The organism is Streptomyces sp. NPDC102437 (assembly GCF_044765565.1).
Lineage (GTDB): Bacteria > Actinomycetota > Actinomycetes > Streptomycetales > Streptomycetaceae > Streptomyces.
On sequence record NZ_JBIWKI010000034.1, the window covers coordinates 53,616 to 71,873 of the forward strand.

Consider the following 18,258-nt stretch of genomic DNA (forward strand, 5'->3'; position numbering starts at 1 on the left):
GACAAGGGAGTTCACCGTGAACCTGAGCAGACGCACTCTGCTCGCGGCGAGCAGCGCCACCGCCGTCGCCCTCGTGACCCCGGCCGGTGCGGCACACGCCTCGCCCGTCGCGGAAGCATCCGGCGAAGCCACAGCCGCACCCACCGCCGGCTTCGACACACTGCTCCAGCGGGCCGAATCCCTGCTCACCGGCGGCGGATTCGACCCGGCCGACCCCGACTTCGCAACCGCCGTCGCGGCCCTGGACACCACGGCCGCGGAGCTCTGGGACACCCTCGACCGCAGCGCCGGTCGCACGGCGCTCTGGCCGGACCTCGCACCGCTCACCGACCCGGGCAATTTCGGCCAGAGCTACACCCGGCTGCGCACCGTCACGACCGCCTGGGCCACCGGGGGCACCTCCCTCGCCGGGTCCACGCAGGTGGCGGACGCCCTCGTCGCCGCCCTGCGCTTCACCCACGACACCGCGTACAACCCGGCCAGGCGCGAGACCGGCAACTGGTGGTTCTGGGAGATCGGTGCCCCGCGTGCGCTGATGGACTGCTCCGTCATCCTGCGCGACCGGCTTCCGGCAGCCGATCTGGCGGATTATCTGGCGGTCGTCGACCGGTTCTGCCCGGACGCGGACCGCCGTACCAACTCCCCCACGCTCTCCGAGACCGGGGCGAACCGCACCGACAAGGCGGTCATCGTCGCGCTGCGCGGGCTTCTGGGGCAGGACCCCGCCAAGCTCGTCTCGGCCCGCGACGCTCTCTCCGACGTACGCGACTCGGGCCGCAACAGCCTTTTCCGATACACGAGTTCGGGTGACGGGTTCTACGAGGACGGTTCGTTCGTCCAGCACGACGTGGTGGCCTACACCGGTTCGTACGGCGTCGTGCTGCTGGGCGGCACGGCGTATCTGCTCGCTCTGCTGGCGGGCTCCGAGTGGGCGGTGGCCGACCCGAAGGTGTCGGTGATGTACGACGCCGTGGAGCGGACCTTCGCCCCGGTGGTCTTCGACGGGCTGATGATGGATTCGGTGCGCGGCCGGGCGATCTCCCGGGAGCGTGCCGGTGACCACCGCGACGGTGCGACGGCCCTGGCGGCGATCCTGCTGCTGGCGTCCGGCGCGCCCGCCGAGTACGCGTCGCGCTGGCGGTCACTGGTCAAGGGCTGGCTGACCCGCAACCGCACCACCCCCTTCGAGGGGCTCGCGACCATCCCCCAACTCTCCCTGGCCAAGGCCCTCCTGAACGACAACGCCGTGCCGGCCGGACCGCGCTCCACCGGCAGCCACGTCTTCGCGGACATGGACCGCGTCGTGCACCGCCGCCCCGGCTGGGCCTGCGCGCTCTCGCTGTCGTCGAAGCGGATCTCGGCGTACGAGGCGGGCAACGGCGAGAACCTGCATGGCTGGTACACCGGCGACGGCATGACGTATCTGTACGACGGCGACGACCTCGGGCAGTTCAACGACGGCTTCTGGCCCACCGTCGATCCGTACCGCCTCCCCGGCACCACGGTCGACACCCGGCCGCGGACCGACCTCGGCACCGGCGCGGGTACGTCCACCTACCGTCCGGCCAACACCGTGGCGGGCGGAGCCGTGCTGGACGACCGGTACGGGGCCGCCGCGATGGAGGTGGTCGGCGCCCAGGGCACCACCCTGCGGTCCAGGAAGTCCTGGTTCCTGCTCGACAACGCGGTGATCGCGCTCGGCGCGGGCATCACGGCGAGCGACGGCCGACCGGTCGAGACGATCGTGGAGAACCGCAACCTGGGTACGGACGGACGCCACCGGCTGCTGGTCGACGGTGTCCGCCTCCCCGTCGAACAGGGCTGGAGCGGCGAGTTCGGCCGGGCCCGGTGGGCGCATGTCGACTCGGTGGGCGGCTATGTGTTCCCGGAGGGAGCCGCCCTGCGTGCCCTGCGTGAGGAACGCACCGGCACCTGGCGGGCCATCGACACGGGCGCGGACACGGGCGGCAGCACCGCCCCCGTCACCCGCCGCTACCTGACGCTCTGGACGGACCACGGCACTTCCCCCACCGACGCCCACTACGCCTATGTACTGCTGCCGGGCGCGTCGGCCGCGTCGACCGCGGTGTGGTCGCGGTCCCGGCCGGTCCGGATCGTGGCCAATGACACCACCGCGCAGGCCGTGGAGGTGCGCTGGGCCGGGCTGACCGCGGTGAATTTCTGGGGCGCCGGAACGGCCGCCGGGATCACCGCGTCGGGTCCGGCGTCGGTGCTGGTGCGGCGCCAGGGCGGACAGGTCCGGGTAGCGGTCGCCGACCCGGGGCGGACGCTCACCACGCTCACGGTCGAACTCCCCTTCCCCGTGCGGTCGGTGGCACGGGCCGATGGTTCGGTGACTCTCGTGCCGGGCCGCAGGCCCGTGCTCACCGTCGCCGTCGGCGGCTCACGCGGCCACACCCACCTAGCCGAACTCATCCAGTAACCCATCCCGAGGAGCAGCACCACCATGTCCGTCGCACCGCATCTGCAACTGCCGCCGCCCGACCGGCTCCTGTCGTCACGAACCGGCTGGACCCGGGCGCACTGGGAGGCGACCGCCGACCGGATGCTCGATGCGCTGGTGCCGTACGCGACCCCCGGCTTCGCCCAGTACCGGCTGCCCGGCCGCGGCAGCTGGTCGGGGGTCGTCTCGGACGGTCTCGAAGGGTTCGCCAGGTCGTTCCTGCTCGCCGCCTGCCGGATCGCGGGCGCGGGTGGGGCGGTCGACCCCGCGCTGATCGAGCGGTACACGGCGGGGCTGGCCGCGGGCACGGACCCCGGGAGCGGGGAGGCGTGGCCGAGGCTGACGGACTGTTCGCAGCAGATGGTGGAGGCGGCGTCGGTCGCGGTGGCGCTGCACGAGACGCGGCCGTGGATCTGGGACCGGCTCGACGCCCGGGTGCAGGAGCGGGTGGTCGACTGGTTCTCCGGGTTCGTCGGCGGACGGACCTGGGACAACAACTGGCGGCTCTTCCAGGTGGTGTCCGAGCAGTTCCTCGCCTCGGTCGGCGCGCCGTACAGCCGCTCGGACATCGAGTCGAACCTGGACAGGATCGAGGACTGGTACGTCGGTGACGGCTGGTACACCGACGGGGACGGCCGGAACTTCGACTACTACATCGGCTGGGCGATGCATCTGTACCCGCTGCTGTGGTCGCGGATGGCAGGTGCCGACGACGGTGGCAGGACCGAGGTCTACCGGCAGCGGCTGAGCCGGTTCCTGGAGGGCTATCAGCACTTCTTCGGCTCCGACGGCGCGCCGGTCCACCAGGGCCGTTCGCTGACCTACCGGTTCGCGGCGCTGGCGCCGGTGTGGATGGGGGCGCTGGCCGACTGCACCCCGCTGGCGCCGGGGCTCACCCGCCGGCTCGCCTCCGGCACGATGCGGCACTTCGCGGAGCGCGGTGTGCCGGACGAGCGCGGGCTGCTGACGCTCGGCTGGTACGACACGTTCCTGCCGAGCACCCAGCCGTACTCCGGCCCCGCCTCGCCGTACTGGGCGAGCAAGGGCTTCCTCGGGCTGCTGCTGCCGGCCGACCACGCCGTGTGGACGGCGCGCGAACTCCCGCTGCCCGTCGAGGAGTCCGACCAATACACCGCACTGCCCGCCACCGGCTGGCTGCTGCACGGCACCCGTGACGACGGCATCGTCCGGCTGATCAACCACGGCAGCGACCACAATCCGCCGTACGACGAGTCGGCCGACCCGTCCGAGGGCACCGAAGATCCGCACTACGCCCGGTTCGCGTACTCGACGGCGACGGCGCCCGAGGCCGCCCCGCACGCCGTGGCCCGCGCCATCGACGGCCATCTGGCGCTCCTGGCACCGGACGGCACCCCGTCACCGCGCCGCCGCATCCATCCGTTGCGCTGCGAGGAACGTGTCGCCGCCTCCTGGTACGCGGCCCGGCTGCCCGGTGACGATCACCCGTACCGGATCGAGACGACGAGTGTGCTGCACGGCCCGTGGGAGTTCCGGGTGCACCGGGTCGAGGCGCCCGAGGGGGTGGTGGTGCGGGAGGGTGGTCACGCGGTCGCCCATGCGGAGCGCCCGTTCGCCCTGTCGGGTCCCGACTGGGCACTCGCCCGTACGGCCGACGGTCTGAGCAGCGTCCTGATCGGGCTGCACGGCTGGGACGGCGGCATCGAAGGGGCGGCCGTGGCACGTGATGTCCAGTCGAACGCGTACGGTCCGCACTCGGCGATTCCGTACCTCCGCAGCGGGCCGCACCCGGGCGGGCGGAGCATCCATGTCTCGCTGGTCGCCCTGTCCCGGGACGCCGTGCATCCGGAGGCGCTGCGCGGCGCGGTGCGGGTGCGTGCGGGTGCCGACTCGGTGGTGCTGACCTTCCTGGACGGTACGACGGTCGAGGTCTGACCGCTGCCGGAGTCAGATTCCGATGCCGTTGCCCTCCCGCTGGTCGATGTGGACGACGAGTTCCATGGCCAGGGACTTGATCGTGTCGAGCCCCGCCCTGCCCCACGGGCGGGGCACGGTGTCGACCGCGCAGACGGCACCCAGGACGACCCCTGTGCGGTCGATCAGGGGTGCGCCCAGATAGGAACGGATGCCTATCTCGTCGACCACCGGATTGCCGGCGAACCGCGGGTAGTCGCAGACGTCCTCCAGGACGAGCGCCTTGCGCCGTACGACGACATGCGGGCAGTAGCCGCGGTCGAGCGCCACGTACCGGCCGCTGCGGCTGCTGCCCGCGGCCGCGGCGCCCAGGTCGGAGCCCTTGTGGGCTCCGCCCGGGGTGTGCAGGCCGGCGAAGAACTGCCGGTTGCCGTCGATGAAGTTGACCATCGAGAACGGCGCTTCGGTCACCTCGGCCACCCGGTCGGCGAAGGCGTCGAAGTTGTCGAACGACGCGTCGGGGCGCTCTCCGAGCCCGAGCGTCCTCAGCCGCTGGGTGCGGACGAGGGCATCCCCGTCGACGGGCGTGAGCAGCATGCGGCCGGTGGTGTCCCGGATCACGGGTGGGCTCCGAAGCCGGCCAACGGGGCCGCGGCCGAGGTGGCGTTGATCAGGTGCTGGACCAGTGTGACCAGGGCCGCGGTGCCCGAGCTGGCGATCCGGGCGTCGCAGAGCACCACCGGTACGTCCGGACCCAGGTCGAGTGCGGCCCGGATCTCCTCGGGCGCGTAGCGGTAGGCGCCGTCGAACTCGTTCACCGCGACGATGAATCCGATGCCGCGCCGCTCGAAGAAGTCGACGGCGGCGAAGCACTCCGCGAGCCTGCGGGTGTCCGCGATCACGACCGCTCCGAGCGCTCCCTGGGAGAGTTCGTCCCACATGAACCAGAAGCGTTCCTGGCCGGGGGTGCCGAACAGGTAGAGCACATGCTGCTCGTCGAGGGTGATGCGGCCGAAGTCCATCGCCACGGTGGTCGCGGTCTTGGACTCGATACCTTCGAGGCTGTCGGTGGCGACGCTGACCTGGGTCAGCAGCTCTTCCGTGCTGAGCGGTGCAATTTCGCTGACCGCGCCGACGAACGTCGTCTTGCCGACCCCGAACCCGCCCGCCACCAGCACCTTGAGTGCCACGGGAAACCCCTCTGAGCCCGTGGGACCGCCGGGGCCCGGCTCGGCATCGTGGCCCGGAGCATCCGCGTAGCCCCGTGTACCGCGGTGGTTCCGCGCGTCACCATAGCCCTGCGTGCTGCTGTGGTTCAGCGTGTCTCCATAGCCCTGCGTGTCTCCGTAACTCTGCGCATCCCCGTAGCTGCGCGCATCCCCGTGGTTCCGCGGGTGCCCGTGGTTCCCCGGGTGCCCGTAGCTCTCCGGGCTGCCATAGCCCTCGGACTGGCCGTAGCCGCTGTGACTTCCGTGGCTTCCATGGCTTTCGTGACTTCCGAAGCCTTCGGGGCTTGCGTTGTTCTCGTGCGCGGCAGAGCTGCCGAAGCCCTCAGAGCTGTCGTCGTAAGCCATCGAGCACTGCCTCCAGCAGAGATCGGTCGGTGGGCGTGTCATGGAAGGCGGGTGGGTGCGCGGTCACTGCCCCGCAGTCGACCAGGTCGGAGACGAGCACCTTGGTGACGACTGCGGGCAGCCGCAGATGGGCGGCGATCTCGGCCACCGATGTGGGACCGCCGCACAGCCCCAGGGCGACGGAGTGCTCGGGACCGAGATGCATCTGCGGCTCGGTCCCCGTGGCCATGATCAGGGAGAGCAGGTCGAGCACGGTCGTGGGACGGGTCCGGCCGTTGCTCACGGTGTACGGGCGAATCAGCCGGCCGGCCGCGTCGTCGAGCAGCGGCCCGTCCTGCGGGACCGACACCCTCACAGCCCCGTGGCGCCCGGCGACCCGGCCGCTTGTCTGACCGGGGTCATCAGGTAGGGCCGGACGCTCTTGACCAGCATCGTCATCTCGTAGCCGAGCACCGCCGCGTCCGCCTCACGTCCGGCGAGGACGGCGAGGCAGGTGCCGGACCCGGCGGTGGAGACGAACAGCAGGGTCGAGTCGAGCTCGACCACCACCTGCCGTACTTCGCCGCTGTCGCCGAAGCGCGCTCCCGCGCTGCGGCCGAGCGAGTACAGGCCGGCGGCCAGCGCCGCCATGTGGTCGGCGCTGTCGGCGTCCATGCCATGAAGGGATTTCACCAGCCCGTCGGCGGAGAGGAGGACCGCGCTGCGTGTGTACGGGACGCGCTGGACCAGCCCGCTCAGCAGCCAGTCGAGGTCCGAGGCCGGACCGGACGGCATATCGGTCGCCATGGTGCATCTACTCCTTGGAGGTGTTCGTTTCGAGAGGGTCGCTGACCGGAGCGGCGTCCGGGGCAGGCCCCGAGGCATACGGGGCGACGGTCGCGGTGACTCCGCGTACCGGCAGCGGTTCGAGCGGGGCCCGGGGCTGCCAGGTCTGCGGGTCGGCCGCCGTCCCGGGGCCCGTTTCCGGCTCCGGGACGGTGTCGGCCTCGGATTCGCTACGGGCCTCGGCCAGTTGGATGCCCCGCCGGAAGGCCGCCATGAGTCCCGGGTCGTGCAGTGCCTGTTCGTCCTCACTGCGGGGGGCCGGTGCCTCCCTCAGCTGCGGAACCAGGTGCTCCTGGTTGGCGCGCCTGGGCAGTCGGGGCCGGCCCATGGTGCCGCGCACCACTGCGGGCTCGGCGTGGCGGGCGTCGAGGGTGTCGTCCGTGGTCGGGATCGCAGGGGTGGACCCGTCCGGGGCGGTACGGTCCAGGCGCTCGGCGCGCAGCGGGAGCGGCGGGGCCTCGCCCCGGCCCTGGTCGCCCTGTGCCTGCTGGGGCGGTTGGTGCAGGCGCAGCGGCTGGCTGGGCACGTAGGGCTGGCGGACGGTGTTCGCCTGCGGACCCGGTGCGGTGCCCGTACCGGGGTCCAGGCTCACGGCCGGCGCCGGGTTCGGGTTCAGGCCCGGGGCCTGGGCCGGCCTGTGGTGGCCGGGCCTGTCGTCCTCGGCCGGTGGACGGTGTACGGGGCCGGGGGGCGGCACCGGGGCGGCGCCGCCCTCGGCCGGGGCGTCCCCGTCCGCGCCCAGCAGGGACTGCGGGAGGACGAGTACGGCCTGTGTGCCGCCGTAGATGTTGCTCTGCAGCCGGACCGCAATGCCGTGCCGTCGGGCCAGCGATGCGACGACGAACAGCCCGATCCGGCCGTCCTGGAGCAGATGGGCCACATTGACCTGGTCGGGGTCGGCGAGCAGGGCGTTCATCCGCTTCTGTTCGTTGCCCGGCATGCCGAGCCCCCGGTCCTCCACCTCCAGGGCCAGTCCGGCGGTGACCTGCTGGGCGCGCAGCAGCACTTGGGTGTGCGGGGCGGAGAACACGGTTGCGTTCTCCACCAGTTCGGCCAGCAGGTGGATCACGTCCGCCACGGCGTGGCCGCGCAGGGTGCCGGCGATCGGCGGCACGAGCTTGACCCGTGGATACTGCTCGACCTCGGCGATCGCCGAGCGCAGGACCTCGGTCATGGTGACCGGGTTGCTCCACTGGCGCCGGGAGACGGCGCCGCCGAGGACGGCGAGGTTCTCGGCGTGCCTGCGGATGCGGGTGGCGAGATGGTCGACGTGGAAGAGGCCCTTGAGCAGGTCGGGGTCCTCGACCTCGTGCTCCAGCTCGTCGAGCAGCTGGATCTCGCGATGCACCAGCGACTGCAGCCGGCGGGCGAGATTGACGAAGACCTCGACCTTCTGTTCCTCGCCGGAGTGGTCGAAGAGCCGGGACGCCTGGACGACCGCAGCCACGGCGGCTTCCTGCTGGCGGCCGAGTTCCTGGGCGAGCAGCTCGAAGCCGTCGCTGCCCGGAGCGGAGGGCTGTGTGGGCTTGCGGGCGGGCACCGGTTCGCCGTTGCGGAGCTGTTCCAGCACCCGCTGCAGTTCGGCCTGGCCCTGGGCGCTGGCACGGCGGAGCGCCAGACAGCGGCCGAAGACGGTGGTGGCGACGCGGTTGGTGGCTAGGTACGCGGCCAGCACCGCGGCGAGCGCCAGGGTTCCGGCGGAGCCCAGCGCGATCCAGAGTTCGCCGGAGAGACGGGCTCCGGTGGAGCGGGCGGTGAAGATGACCGCTGCGGCTCCGCTCAGTACCGCCACGACGGTCGGCAGCACCGCCGTGCGCAGGAGTTGGGGGCGTATACGCGCTTCGGGGGACGGCTGGGCGGCGCGCGGCCTGCCCGTGGCCGAGTGGGTACGGGCACCGGGTCGGCCGTGCCGTCCACCCTCTCGGCGTTCCGGTCGCGCTTCGGGCGCGCGAAGTTGAGACATCAGTGTCCTCGGTACGTGGGGCACCAGGAATCGGCGTTCATGCGGTGGCACCTACGGTGGTCGGTCAGGCTCGGTTCATCGGTCGGGCAGGCTCGAAAGTCATGAGCCCAGCGTTGATCACCGGCCACACACGGTAGTCGTCAAACAAGCGGGTGCGGCGGGCAGTTGTCGAACTTGCCCGCCATCCGTCCCGCTCTGGTATGACCACTCGCACAAGAGGCCGATTACTCCGCATTGACACCTGGTCGACCGACACCCGAATGGCCGATCGGAATGAGCCCATGACCACACGAAACGGCTGGGTCCGTCCGGTCGTGCCGGACGGACCCGGCCGTCTGATGTCATGCCGTCCCGTGCGCTCGCCCCACGGGAGGGGTGATCCCGCGGACGACGGCGGCCCTCAGGCCGACCGCAGCAGCGCCGCGTCTCCCGGCTCCACGTCCTCGACCGTGAGCGTCATGACGTCGGAGGAGGTACGCGCGCCGCAGCTGGGCCGCGCCGCACCGAACACCGCGGGGTGCGGAGCCGTCCTGCTGAGCAGGGCGGTGATCCTGGCCGTGAGGATCGGCGGGTCCGGCTCGTGGTCCCGGGTCACGATGCGAGGACTTCTCCGGTGGCGACGACCGCTGCCACGGTGCCGCCGATGACGACGGCCCAGGCAGCGACGAACGGGACGCGGTTGCCCCACGCGCGCAGCGCGGACGAGGCCGCCGCGCGGGCCAGGAACACGTCGCGACCGCGTAGTACCGCAAGGCCGACGCCGGTCAGGGTCAGCGCCATGCCGGCGCCGAACGCCACCACCATCGCGACGGCCGCGCCGACCCGGCCCGTCAGCAGTCCGCCGAGGAGCACGAGGAATGCCGACGGGGAGGGGAGCAGGCCGCCGGAAGTGCCGAGCAGCAGGATGCCGCGCCAGGTGAGCAAGGACGTGGACGCCGGGATGTGGTGGCTGTGGTCATGGTGGTGATCATGGCCGTGTCCGTGGTGGTGACCATGGCTGTGGCCGTGCTTCCGGTTGATCAGGTGACGCCGGAGCAGGCCGACGCCCACGACGACCACGACCAGGGCCGCGATCAACTGCAGCCAGTTCGTCACCGCGGCGACGTCAGGTGCGTGCTGGGCGGCGAGCCACCAGCCCAGGGCGAGTGCGGTGACCGATGCCGTGTGCATGACCGCCACGATGGCGCCGAGCCACAGTGCGTCCCGTGCCCTGCCCCGGCCGCCTACGAGGTACCCGGCCACGAGTGACTTCCCGTGACCGGGAGCACAGGCGTGGAAGGCACCCACCGCCGCCGAGACGAGAAGTGCCAGTGGCAGTGCGGCTCCGTGGTCCAGCAGTGCCGCAAGGTCTGTGGTCCACACGGTCGTCGTCGCCGCGGACGCGGTGGCGGAGCTGTCGGCTCCGCCGAGGGTCAGGGTATGGGTGGGGGCGCTCGCCGTGTGCAGGCCGCCGCCGCCCTTCTCCGTCACCGAGATGGTGCGGTAGGCGCGGTTGACGTCGGTCAGCGCGGTGATGGTGAGGGCGATCGTGTGCACGGGTTCGGGGCAGCGGTAGCGCACCGCTGCGCCCCTGCTCGCGAGCTGCAGGGTGTCCGCCTTGCCCGGTGGGCACTCGCGTCCGTCCTGGCGCACGGTGATGTGCGAGCCGATATAGGCCGCCTCGTCCCCCTCGGCCGCCTTGCGCAGGACGTCCAGGTCGTCCTGCTGGGCGGACCAGGTGATCTCGACGCTACGGCCGTCGGCATTGACCTGGGCGACCGGCGGGGTGCCGAAGGGGTGTGCCTCGGCCGTGCCTGCGGCGCCGAGCAGTGTCAGTGCGGCAGCCAGGCCGATCAGCAGGAAACAAGCGGCGAGGGTGCGGGTGGTGCGGAGGGTGTGCACTGTGATGGTCCCGTCGGGAGTGGAGCGCCACGAGTCGCCTCCCCGGGCGGGGAGGCGACTCGCGGACGGTGGATCAGCGCTCGCGCAGGTGGCGGGCGGCCAGGGCGTGGAGCGTGCCGTCGTCGGTGAGAGCGAAGACGTAGTCACCGCTGACGGAGAGCGCCGAGGCCACACCGGCGCCCAGGTTGTACTCGGTCAGCAGCTTGCCGGTGGTGCGTTCCAGGACGACCAGGCGGCCGTCGCGGGTACCCGCGTACACCAGGTCCTTGGTGACCAGAGCGTGCGCGGTGGGCGATCCGGGGCCCTCGGTGCATCCCTTGGCGACGTTCCACTTGTCGTCCAGCGGACTCCTGCCGGGCTGGTAGCCGACCTCGGTCTCCCAGATCGGCTCGGCCGGGTGGGCCGCGCCGGTGTCGTAGGCGCGGATGACGCCGTCACGGCCGGCGACGTAGGCGGTGCTGCCCCAGATCGCGGGGCTGGTCAGCGGGGGCGGGCCGGGCTCGCACGCGCTGCCGCCGCCCAGCCGGGCCTGCCACAGCACCTCACCGGTGCTGAGGTCGTGCCCGCGGACGCCGCTGTTCGTCATCGTCACCAGCTGTGGGGTGCCCGTGGCCGGGTCGGTCAGGGCCGGGGAGGAGTGACTGGCGATGTCGCCGTTGGTGTCCTTCGCCCACAGCTGGCGGCATCCGACGAGGTCCATGGCGACCACCGTGTTGCTGGATCCGCTGTGCAGGTAGGCGATGTCGGAGCCGGGCTGCCGGACAGCCGTGCTGTGGAACTGGCCCCAGCTCGCCGCTCCCCCGAAGCCGCCCAGCAGGTCGCCGGTCCTGGCGTCACGGCACTCGATCCTGTCCCAGTTCTGGTAGACGGCTACCGTGCGCGGTTCGGCCTTCAGGTCGAAGACAGTGACCGGGCCACCGGCCCGGCCGTACCGGCGCACGGTCTCGCCGTGCTGCTGTTCGTCCTCGATCTTCTGCCAGACGACATGGCCGTTCTCGGCGTCCAGCGCGTAGATCCGGCCGACGGCGGTCGTCATGTAGACCTTGCCGTCGTGGTAGGCCGGTACCGACTCGGCGTCACCGTCCAGATAGGTGCGCCAGATCTCGCGGCCGGACTCGATGTCGTAGGCCAGCATCATGTGGTGCGGCGAGTCGAACGCCCTGGAGGAGACGATCACCTTGCCGTCCACGACGACCGAACCGTTGAGGTTGAACTGCTCGCCGGTGTTGGCCGCCCACTGCAGGTCGAGCTCGGTGCCGGGGTTGTCGCCGCTGTCGGAGCGGCCCGCCTCGTCGCGGCCCTGACGCAGCCAGTCCTGACCGGTCCTCGGCGCGACGATCCTGCCCTCGGGCTTCACCGTGAAGGTGTTGGTGACGGTGGGCCACGCCTTGCCCCCGGTGTCGACCGCGGTCATCGCGGCCGTGTAGGTGCCCGGCTTCATGCCGGGGAGGCTGCCGCCGGCCCGGGTCCAGGAGGTCCGGGCGGCCGGGCAGGGCTCGGTGGCACCGCCCGGGGCCTCGTAGCAGTTCTCGACACCGGTCCTGCGGGCCTTGGCGCCGAACCCCATCCGGTCCTTGTGCCAGCGGATGTGGCCGCGGGAGTCGCGAATGGTCAACGAGGCCGTGGCAGGGGTGCGCCCGGCGTCCTCGGCGTACAGCTCGATCGGGATTCCGGCGCTGTTGCCGTGCACACTGCCCTGGGCGGGACTGACCAGCGCGACCGCGTCGTGGACGTCGAACTGGCGGTGGGTGCCCATGACATAACCGGTGTCCTCGTTCCGCCCTGTCCTCGGATCGTCGTAGATCCCCTTGAAGTCGAGGATCTTGAAGTCCGGGTGGGAACCGTCGATGCCGTAGGTACCCTGGTTGTTGACCTCGACCGAGCGGTCGAAAGCACCACGGCGGTACTCGGCCTGCTGGTTGTGGCCCGCGGCGAAGAGTCGCACATCGTACTTGGACAGCTCGTCGACAGTAGGCTGCATGCCGGCGCCGGGTCCCCACACTGTGAACAGGGACCGGTGTGCGAAGACGAGCACCTGCTTGCCGGCCGCGTGGCGCCTGAGGTCCTCGCGCAACCACTCCAGCTGCGGCTTCAGGCCGCTGGAGTCGTAGTTGTCCTCGAGGACGACGATGTGTCGGCCGTTGCGGTCGAAGCTGTACCACTCGGGGCCGAGGTTGCGGCGGTAGTACTCCAGGCTGCCGCCGTAGCCCTGCGAGGTGGCGGTGCCGCCGACGTCGTGGTTGCCGACGACGGGGTAGAAGGGCATGCCGAGCCCGCCGTCGGCCAGGCCCTTGCGCAGGATGTCGTAACCGGCCTGGCGGCGCGGCTCGTCCGCGTAGTCGGTCACGGTGTTGTCACCGGTCGCGATGGCCATGGTGGCGCCGTCGACCTCGGACATCGTCTCGACCTGCCCGGTCCACTGCGGCAGGGTGGAACGTGCCGCGCCGTCCGAGGTGTTGGACACCTCGATGTCGGAGGTCATCACCCACTTCTCGCGGGGGTCGGCAGCGTTCTCGTCCGGCACGAGGGCGAAGTCGATGCCGGAGCCGCCGTCCTCCGGAACCCTGTGGAAGAACTGCGGGACGTAGTCCTCACGCAGTGCCGGGGTGTAGCCGTTCGGAGAGACGACGCTGACGAGGTCGGTCTCCCGGCGGGTCGGGTCCATCTGCAGGCTGTACGAGCCGTCGGGGCCGGTCGTCGTCCAGACGGAGCCGTCCGTGACATCGACCCCGGGCATCGGAGTCTCGCCCGCGTCGTGCTCGCCGTTGCCGTTGGTGTCCTTGAAGACCGTGCCAGTGACCGTGTTCGCTGTCGCCGCTGCCGCCTGCGCGAGCGGCGCGGCCGTTGCCACCTGAGGGGCCAGGCAGGACAGCGCCACCACGCCGATGGTGGCCAGCTTCACCGGTTTACGGCTGACGCCGGCCTTGGTGGCCGGTCGGGCTGGCCGGAGTCGTCCGGTGCGGATCTGCCACACCGCGAGCAGTAGCGCGGCGACCAGCGCGACGCCGAGTGACACCGCCGCCCACGGGAAGGCGGGGAGCGTGTGGGCGCCCGATGCGTCGACAACGGGGGTCTGTGCGTTGGCATTGGCCGTGGTGCCGTCGAACTCGGCGACGACCTGGGTCAGCCCGCCGTCCTTCAGCATCGCGCTCAGGTCGAGCTTGTCGACGTGGCAGTTCCACGCCAGCTCGACCACGACCCCGCCGGGGACGCCGCCCGAGTCTCCGGCGACGCCGGAGCCGGTGACGGGGCAAGCTGAGGCACTCAGCAGGTTCGAGGCCCAGGCGCCGGCATTCTGCGGTGACACCACGTCACGGTGAATGATCAGCCGCCCGCTCGTGACGTCGTTCTTGGTGTAGATGACGAGTTCGCCGTGCTGCGGCGACACATGCGCCGCAGCGGGCTGGGCACAGAAGCCCAGGATCAGGTAAAGCAGCGCAAGGCCTAGACCAGCCGCTTTGCTTAGAAATCTCATGGGCCAGGAGGCTAGTTCGACCGGACAGCTTGCCGATCGGGAAAGAGCGATCTTCATCGAAGGGCCCACGGAAATTCATGCGAGGGCGTAGGAGGACATCCATGGCGGCGCCGCCCGGCGTCGGGAACACGGGCTCGACCCCGCGCAGCGCCAGGGCCTGTGCGTGCCGCCCTGTGACGACCGCTCCGTGGAGTGGTCCGACGACCGCCACCGGCCGGGTGCAGCCACCTTCCGCATCCACAACTCCACCAGCAGGCCGCCCCTCGGGCGGAACTCCCGCAATCCACCGGCCCGCCCGCCAAGTGCACTGACCTGGGCGGAACTTGTGTCGTCCATCCGGTTCGAAGAAGAGCGAACCCGCCCGGCTGGACAACAAGTTCCACGCGGTGAACCCCGCCCGGGGCGGCGAGTTCCGCTACTCCATCACCGACACTTTCCGAATCGGCGTCGGCTTCCTGGAGCGCATCGACTACCCGGCCGAGCGCACCGCCTACGTCTCCACGGGCCCGGCCAGAAGTGGCACGAGTCCGTGATCGCCGTGCCCCGCGGCATCGAGGAGCGCAGCGGGCTGGTCACCTACCGGGGCGGCACCCGCAGTGAGGTCGACTGGTTCAAGCCGGTCTGGCACCCCTGGCTCGCCTGGGGCCGGCAGCGGGCCGGGAACGACCTTCAGTTCGACACCCCCGGCTGGGGCGACTCCGGCCCCGACCACACCGGATTCGGCGACGTGTGGAACGACACGTCCGTCAAGCAGACCACCGAGGTCTACGTCGACGGGACGCGCGTCGACCGGCGCACCGGCTCGGCCGGGTACGCGCGGAAAGCCGATCCGGCCGAGCGCACCTACAGGGTAGTCACCGACACCGCGCTCGGCCCGGAGCGCTGGAAGCTGTCCACGAAGGGCCACTCCGAGTGGACCTTCAAGTCCGCCGAGACGCCCGCCGACAAGTGGACGGTGCTTCCGCTGCTCAACCTCGGCTTCGATGTCGACACCGACCTCGCGGGCAACGTCCGCGCCGGGCGGCACCTGCCCGTCGGGATCTACTCCGAGTACGTCAAGGGCGCGCCGGACACCGGGGCCATCGGCAACGGCACCCTCCAGGTGTCGTACGACGACGGCCGGACCTGGACGTCCGTGGGCCTGGACCGCGACGGGCACAAGGCCGCCTGGCGCGGCACCCTGAAGGTGCCCGTCGACGCGCAGTTCGTCTCGCTGCGCGCATCCGCCGGCGACGACCGGGGCGGCCGGGTCACCCAGGAGATCATCCGGGCGGTCGGCGTGAAGTGACGCGCTCCGGCCACCGGGCCATGGGGTGAGCCGTACACGGCGCTGCCCCGAATGACAGGACGGCGCCGTCTCTCCCTGGACCGGGAGACCGCGCCGCTCGTCGATTCGGCCTCCGTCGGCTCGGCGGCTCTCGTCCTGCCCCGGGTCACCGCTCACCCGCGAGATCGAGATCGCGTTTGTCCTGGCCCCGGGAAACGCCCGTTGCCTCACCGCGGCGCCAGGGGTGCCGGAGCGGAGCGGCCACGGATCGCCACCAGGGATCGAGGGGAAGCGTTCCCGCGGGCTCGAAGGGTTCGCCCGGCCGGGGGACGGCGATCGGCTGCCCTGCCCCGGCGGCGGCGTCCATCGTCCACTCGCCCGGTTCGGCCCAGGCGTGGAAGGCCAGGCTGAACGTTCCCCAGTGGATCGGCAGCAGCACGCCGTGGGGCTTGCGTCCTTGCAGGTCGAGGTGGGCTTCCACGCCCTCGGCAGGCGTCATGTGGATGTCCGGCCACGCTCCGGGGAGCGGAGTGGTGTCGGTGTGGTTCTCGGGCCAGTACTGGGAGTACGCACCGATCTGGATCATCGTCGCGTCGAACGGGCCGTGCTCGGCGCCGATGTCCTTGAAACCGGGGAAATAGCCGGTGTCGCCGCTGTGGTAGATCCGGTGCTCGGGGCCGGTGACGACCCAGGACGCCCAGAGCGTGTGCTGCTGGTTGCGCAGCCCCCGGCCGCAGAAATGGCGCGCCGGGGTGGCGGTCAGCCTGATCCCGGCGACGTTCGTGGTCTCGTTCCAGTCCAGTTCGCGCATCCGGTCGGTGGACACGCCCCACCGCTCCAGGTGGGCGCCGACGCCCAGCGGGACGGCGAACACCGTGTCCGTGCCGGCCAGGGCCCGGATCGTCGGGAGGTCGAGGTGGTCGTAGTGGTCGTGCGAGATCACCACCGCGTCCACCGGCCCGAGCGCGGCGAGCGGCAGCGGGACGGGGTGCAGCCGCTTGGGCCCGGCGAAGGCGAAGGGGGAACAGCGCTCGCCCCAGACCGGGTCGAAGAGCACCCGTCGGCCGTCGATCTCGGCGAGCACACTGGAATGGCCCATCCAGGTGAGCCGCAGCCCCGTGGCGGGCGGCTCGGCGAGGTCCGCGTAGGTGGTGGCGTGGACGGGCACGGTGCCGGCCGGTGCCCTGCGTGCCCGCTCCTCCTTGCGGAAGTAGACCTTGGCGAACTCCAGGGCCGATCCGGACGGCCTGGTCCGCGCCCCCGCCGGGTTCTGGAAGACCCCGTCGGCGAAGTTGGGCGAGCGGCGGATGCGCTCCATGCGGGCACCGCCCGGGTCCGCGCCGAATGCGGCGGGGCGCAGCGAGCGCAGCCGGGTGCGGAGCGGAGGCAGGGGGTCGGCGCCGGTCACATCATCTCCTGGAGAAGTCGGTGTCGTCTCATTGTGGGCGGGGGGTACGACGGTGCGAGATCGGAGAGTCCGGGGGAACACCGGCCGGACCGGGCCGCGTCAGCCACGCGGCTGCCCGTACACGTGCTCGATGCGCAGCCGCAGCACGATGCGCCGGTCCCGGACCATGGCACTGCGGTAGTCGTCCCAGTCGGGGTGTTCGCCCTGGACGTCGCGGTAGAGCGCGACGAGCTCCTCCACCGTCGCGTCGTGCGGATCGGCGGCGACCGGGGACAGCTCGGCGGTGGCGTCCGCGACCGTCCACGCCCATCGGTCGGCGCTGGTGACGTGGTAGCTCGCCCGGGGGTCGCGGCGCAGGTTCCTCGTCTTCGCCCGGTCGTCGGTGATCGAGACGCGGACGATCCGCTCCTGGGGGTAGTAGAAGTGGTTGACATTGGACAGCTGGGGCCTGCCGTCCCGCTTGAGTGTCACGAGCACTCCGCCGCTCTCCTCGGCCAGCAGCCCCAGCAGCGCTTCCTGCTTTGCCTCGAATCCCGTCATGCCGGGTCCAACGTGCGTACCCGCCGCAGGATTCCGCATTCGCCCGGAAAGCGATGTCACATCCGGGTACCCCTCGTCCGTCGCATCGGTGCAATCGGCCCCGTGGCACCGCCCCGGGGCACCGGAGCCGTACCGAAGGAGACCGGCCATGACCGCCCGAATCCCGCTCGACCCGCCCCGTACTCTGCTGTTCCGCGCCGTGTCGTGGTACTCGAACCGGACGTACGGCAAGGTCATCGATCCGCTTCGGGCCGCCGCCCACCACACCGGCGTGCTGTGGGCCACTGCCCGGTTCGAGCTGTCGGCGGGCCGCTGGAAGAAGCTGGACCCTCAGCTCAAGGCGCTGGCCGTGATGGCGTCGGCGGCCACCATCGGCTGCAGCTGGTGCATGGACTTCGGCTACTGGGAGAACCACCGGCACGGCATGGACCCGCGCAAGCTGCGCGATGTGCCGACGTGGCGGGAGAGCGAGGTGTACACCCCGCTGGAGCGTGACGTCATGGAGTATGCGGAGGCGATGAGCGTCACTCCGCCGGAGGTCGGCGACGAGCCGGCACAGCGGCTGCGGGCCGCGCTCGGCGATGCGGCGTTCGTGGAGCTCACGACGATGGTCGCGGTGGAGAACATGCGCTCCCGGACGAATTCCGCTCTCGGCCTGACCAGTCAGGGCTTCAAGGACCGGTGCGAGGTGGAACGCCCCGCGAACCGCTGACCCGGCAACCCGGCCGGTACTTCCGCCCGGGTTCGGCCCATGCGGCGGGTAGTTGCCATGGCAGCTACCCGTCATCGCACACCTGGCCCCATTCCGCCATGTTCCTGACATTTCTCGCCTCAACACCCCCTGAGAGGGCGTTTACCCAGACTTATTCCGGGATGCGACTTCTGTCTCTGCCTGCTTTGAGGACTTTCATCCGGTAGGCGATGAATACCCTCTCCCGGGCTAGGAGTCCGAGTGTCCGTCTCATCCG

13 protein-coding genes and 1 pseudogene are annotated in these 18,258 nt (G+C 71.2%); 4 read left to right on the forward strand and 10 right to left on the reverse strand.

What is annotated here, in order from left to right; all coding sequences use genetic code 11:
- The first annotated feature begins 16 nt into the window (after nt 1–16).
- Nucleotides 17–2,443, forward strand: a complete 2,427-nt coding sequence (locus ACIRJP_RS32125; RefSeq protein ID WP_404181748.1) for a polysaccharide lyase 8 family protein — start codon at nt 17–19, stop codon at nt 2,441–2,443.
- Between the two features lie 24 nt (nt 2,444–2,467).
- Nucleotides 2,468–4,378, forward strand: coding sequence for a DUF2264 domain-containing protein (locus ACIRJP_RS32130; protein WP_404181751.1), 1,911 nt, complete (start codon nt 2,468–2,470; stop codon nt 4,376–4,378).
- A 12-nt stretch (nt 4,379–4,390) separates the two neighbouring features.
- Here the strand turns inward: ACIRJP_RS32130 and ACIRJP_RS32135 are convergent, their stop codons facing one another.
- The 8 genes from ACIRJP_RS32135 to ACIRJP_RS32170 all read right to left on the reverse strand — a co-directional run bounded on the left by ACIRJP_RS32135 (nt 4,391) and on the right by ACIRJP_RS32170 (nt 14,075).
- On the reverse strand, nt 4,391–4,954 hold the full coding sequence (locus tag ACIRJP_RS32135; RefSeq protein ID WP_404181785.1) for a GAF domain-containing protein: 564 nt from the start codon (nt 4,952–4,954) through the stop codon (nt 4,391–4,393).
- 20 nt (nt 4,955–4,974) lie between these two features.
- Nucleotides 4,975–5,547: a GTP-binding protein gene (locus ACIRJP_RS32140; RefSeq protein ID WP_404181754.1), complete on the reverse strand. Its 573-nt coding sequence runs from the start codon at nt 5,545–5,547 to the stop codon at nt 4,975–4,977.
- Nucleotides 5,548–5,908: 361 nt separating this feature from the next.
- Nucleotides 5,909–6,280, reverse strand: a complete 372-nt coding sequence (locus ACIRJP_RS32145) for a DUF742 domain-containing protein (protein ID WP_404181757.1) — start codon at nt 6,278–6,280, stop codon at nt 5,909–5,911.
- A gap of 2 nt (nt 6,281–6,282) precedes the next feature.
- On the reverse strand, nt 6,283–6,717 hold the full coding sequence (locus ACIRJP_RS32150) for a roadblock/LC7 domain-containing protein (protein ID WP_358952012.1): 435 nt from the start codon (nt 6,715–6,717) through the stop codon (nt 6,283–6,285).
- Nucleotides 6,718–6,724: 7 nt separating this feature from the next.
- A complete protein-coding gene (locus ACIRJP_RS32155) occupies nt 6,725–8,719 on the reverse strand; it encodes an ATP-binding protein (protein ID WP_404181761.1) in 1,995 nt (664 codons plus the stop codon).
- A 400-nt stretch (nt 8,720–9,119) separates the two neighbouring features.
- Nucleotides 9,120–9,314, reverse strand: a complete 195-nt coding sequence (locus ACIRJP_RS32160; RefSeq protein ID WP_404181764.1) for a hypothetical protein — start codon at nt 9,312–9,314, stop codon at nt 9,120–9,122.
- Nucleotides 9,311–10,600 (reverse strand): hypothetical protein, encoded by a 1,290-nt coding sequence (locus ACIRJP_RS32165; protein ID WP_404181767.1) that lies wholly within the window; start codon nt 10,598–10,600, stop codon nt 9,311–9,313. Before ACIRJP_RS32165 ends, ACIRJP_RS32160 begins: the two co-directional genes overlap by 4 nt.
- 73 nt (nt 10,601–10,673) lie before the next feature.
- Nucleotides 10,674–14,075: a PQQ-binding-like beta-propeller repeat protein gene (locus ACIRJP_RS32170; protein ID WP_404181770.1), complete on the reverse strand. Its 3,402-nt coding sequence runs from the start codon at nt 14,073–14,075 to the stop codon at nt 10,674–10,676.
- Between the two features lie 311 nt (nt 14,076–14,386).
- On the opposite strand from ACIRJP_RS32170, the pseudogene ACIRJP_RS32175 reads away from it, so the two are divergent.
- A pseudogene (locus tag ACIRJP_RS32175) lies at nt 14,387–15,363 on the forward strand (peptidase S8); the annotation flags it as partial.
- Nucleotides 15,364–15,508: 145 nt separating this feature from the next.
- Here the strand turns inward: ACIRJP_RS32175 and ACIRJP_RS32180 are convergent.
- Nucleotides 15,509–16,750: an MBL fold metallo-hydrolase gene (locus ACIRJP_RS32180; protein WP_404181773.1), complete on the reverse strand. Its 1,242-nt coding sequence runs from the start codon at nt 16,748–16,750 to the stop codon at nt 15,509–15,511.
- 99 nt (nt 16,751–16,849) lie between these two features.
- Nucleotides 16,850–17,290, reverse strand: coding sequence for a PPOX class F420-dependent oxidoreductase (locus tag ACIRJP_RS32185; RefSeq protein ID WP_404181776.1), 441 nt, complete (start codon nt 17,288–17,290; stop codon nt 16,850–16,852).
- Nucleotides 17,291–17,438: 148 nt separating this feature from the next.
- On the opposite strand from ACIRJP_RS32185, the gene ACIRJP_RS32190 reads away from it, so the two are divergent.
- On the forward strand, nt 17,439–18,002 hold the full coding sequence (locus ACIRJP_RS32190) for a carboxymuconolactone decarboxylase family protein (protein ID WP_404181779.1): 564 nt from the start codon (nt 17,439–17,441) through the stop codon (nt 18,000–18,002).
- The last annotated feature ends 256 nt before the right edge of the window (nt 18,003–18,258 follow it).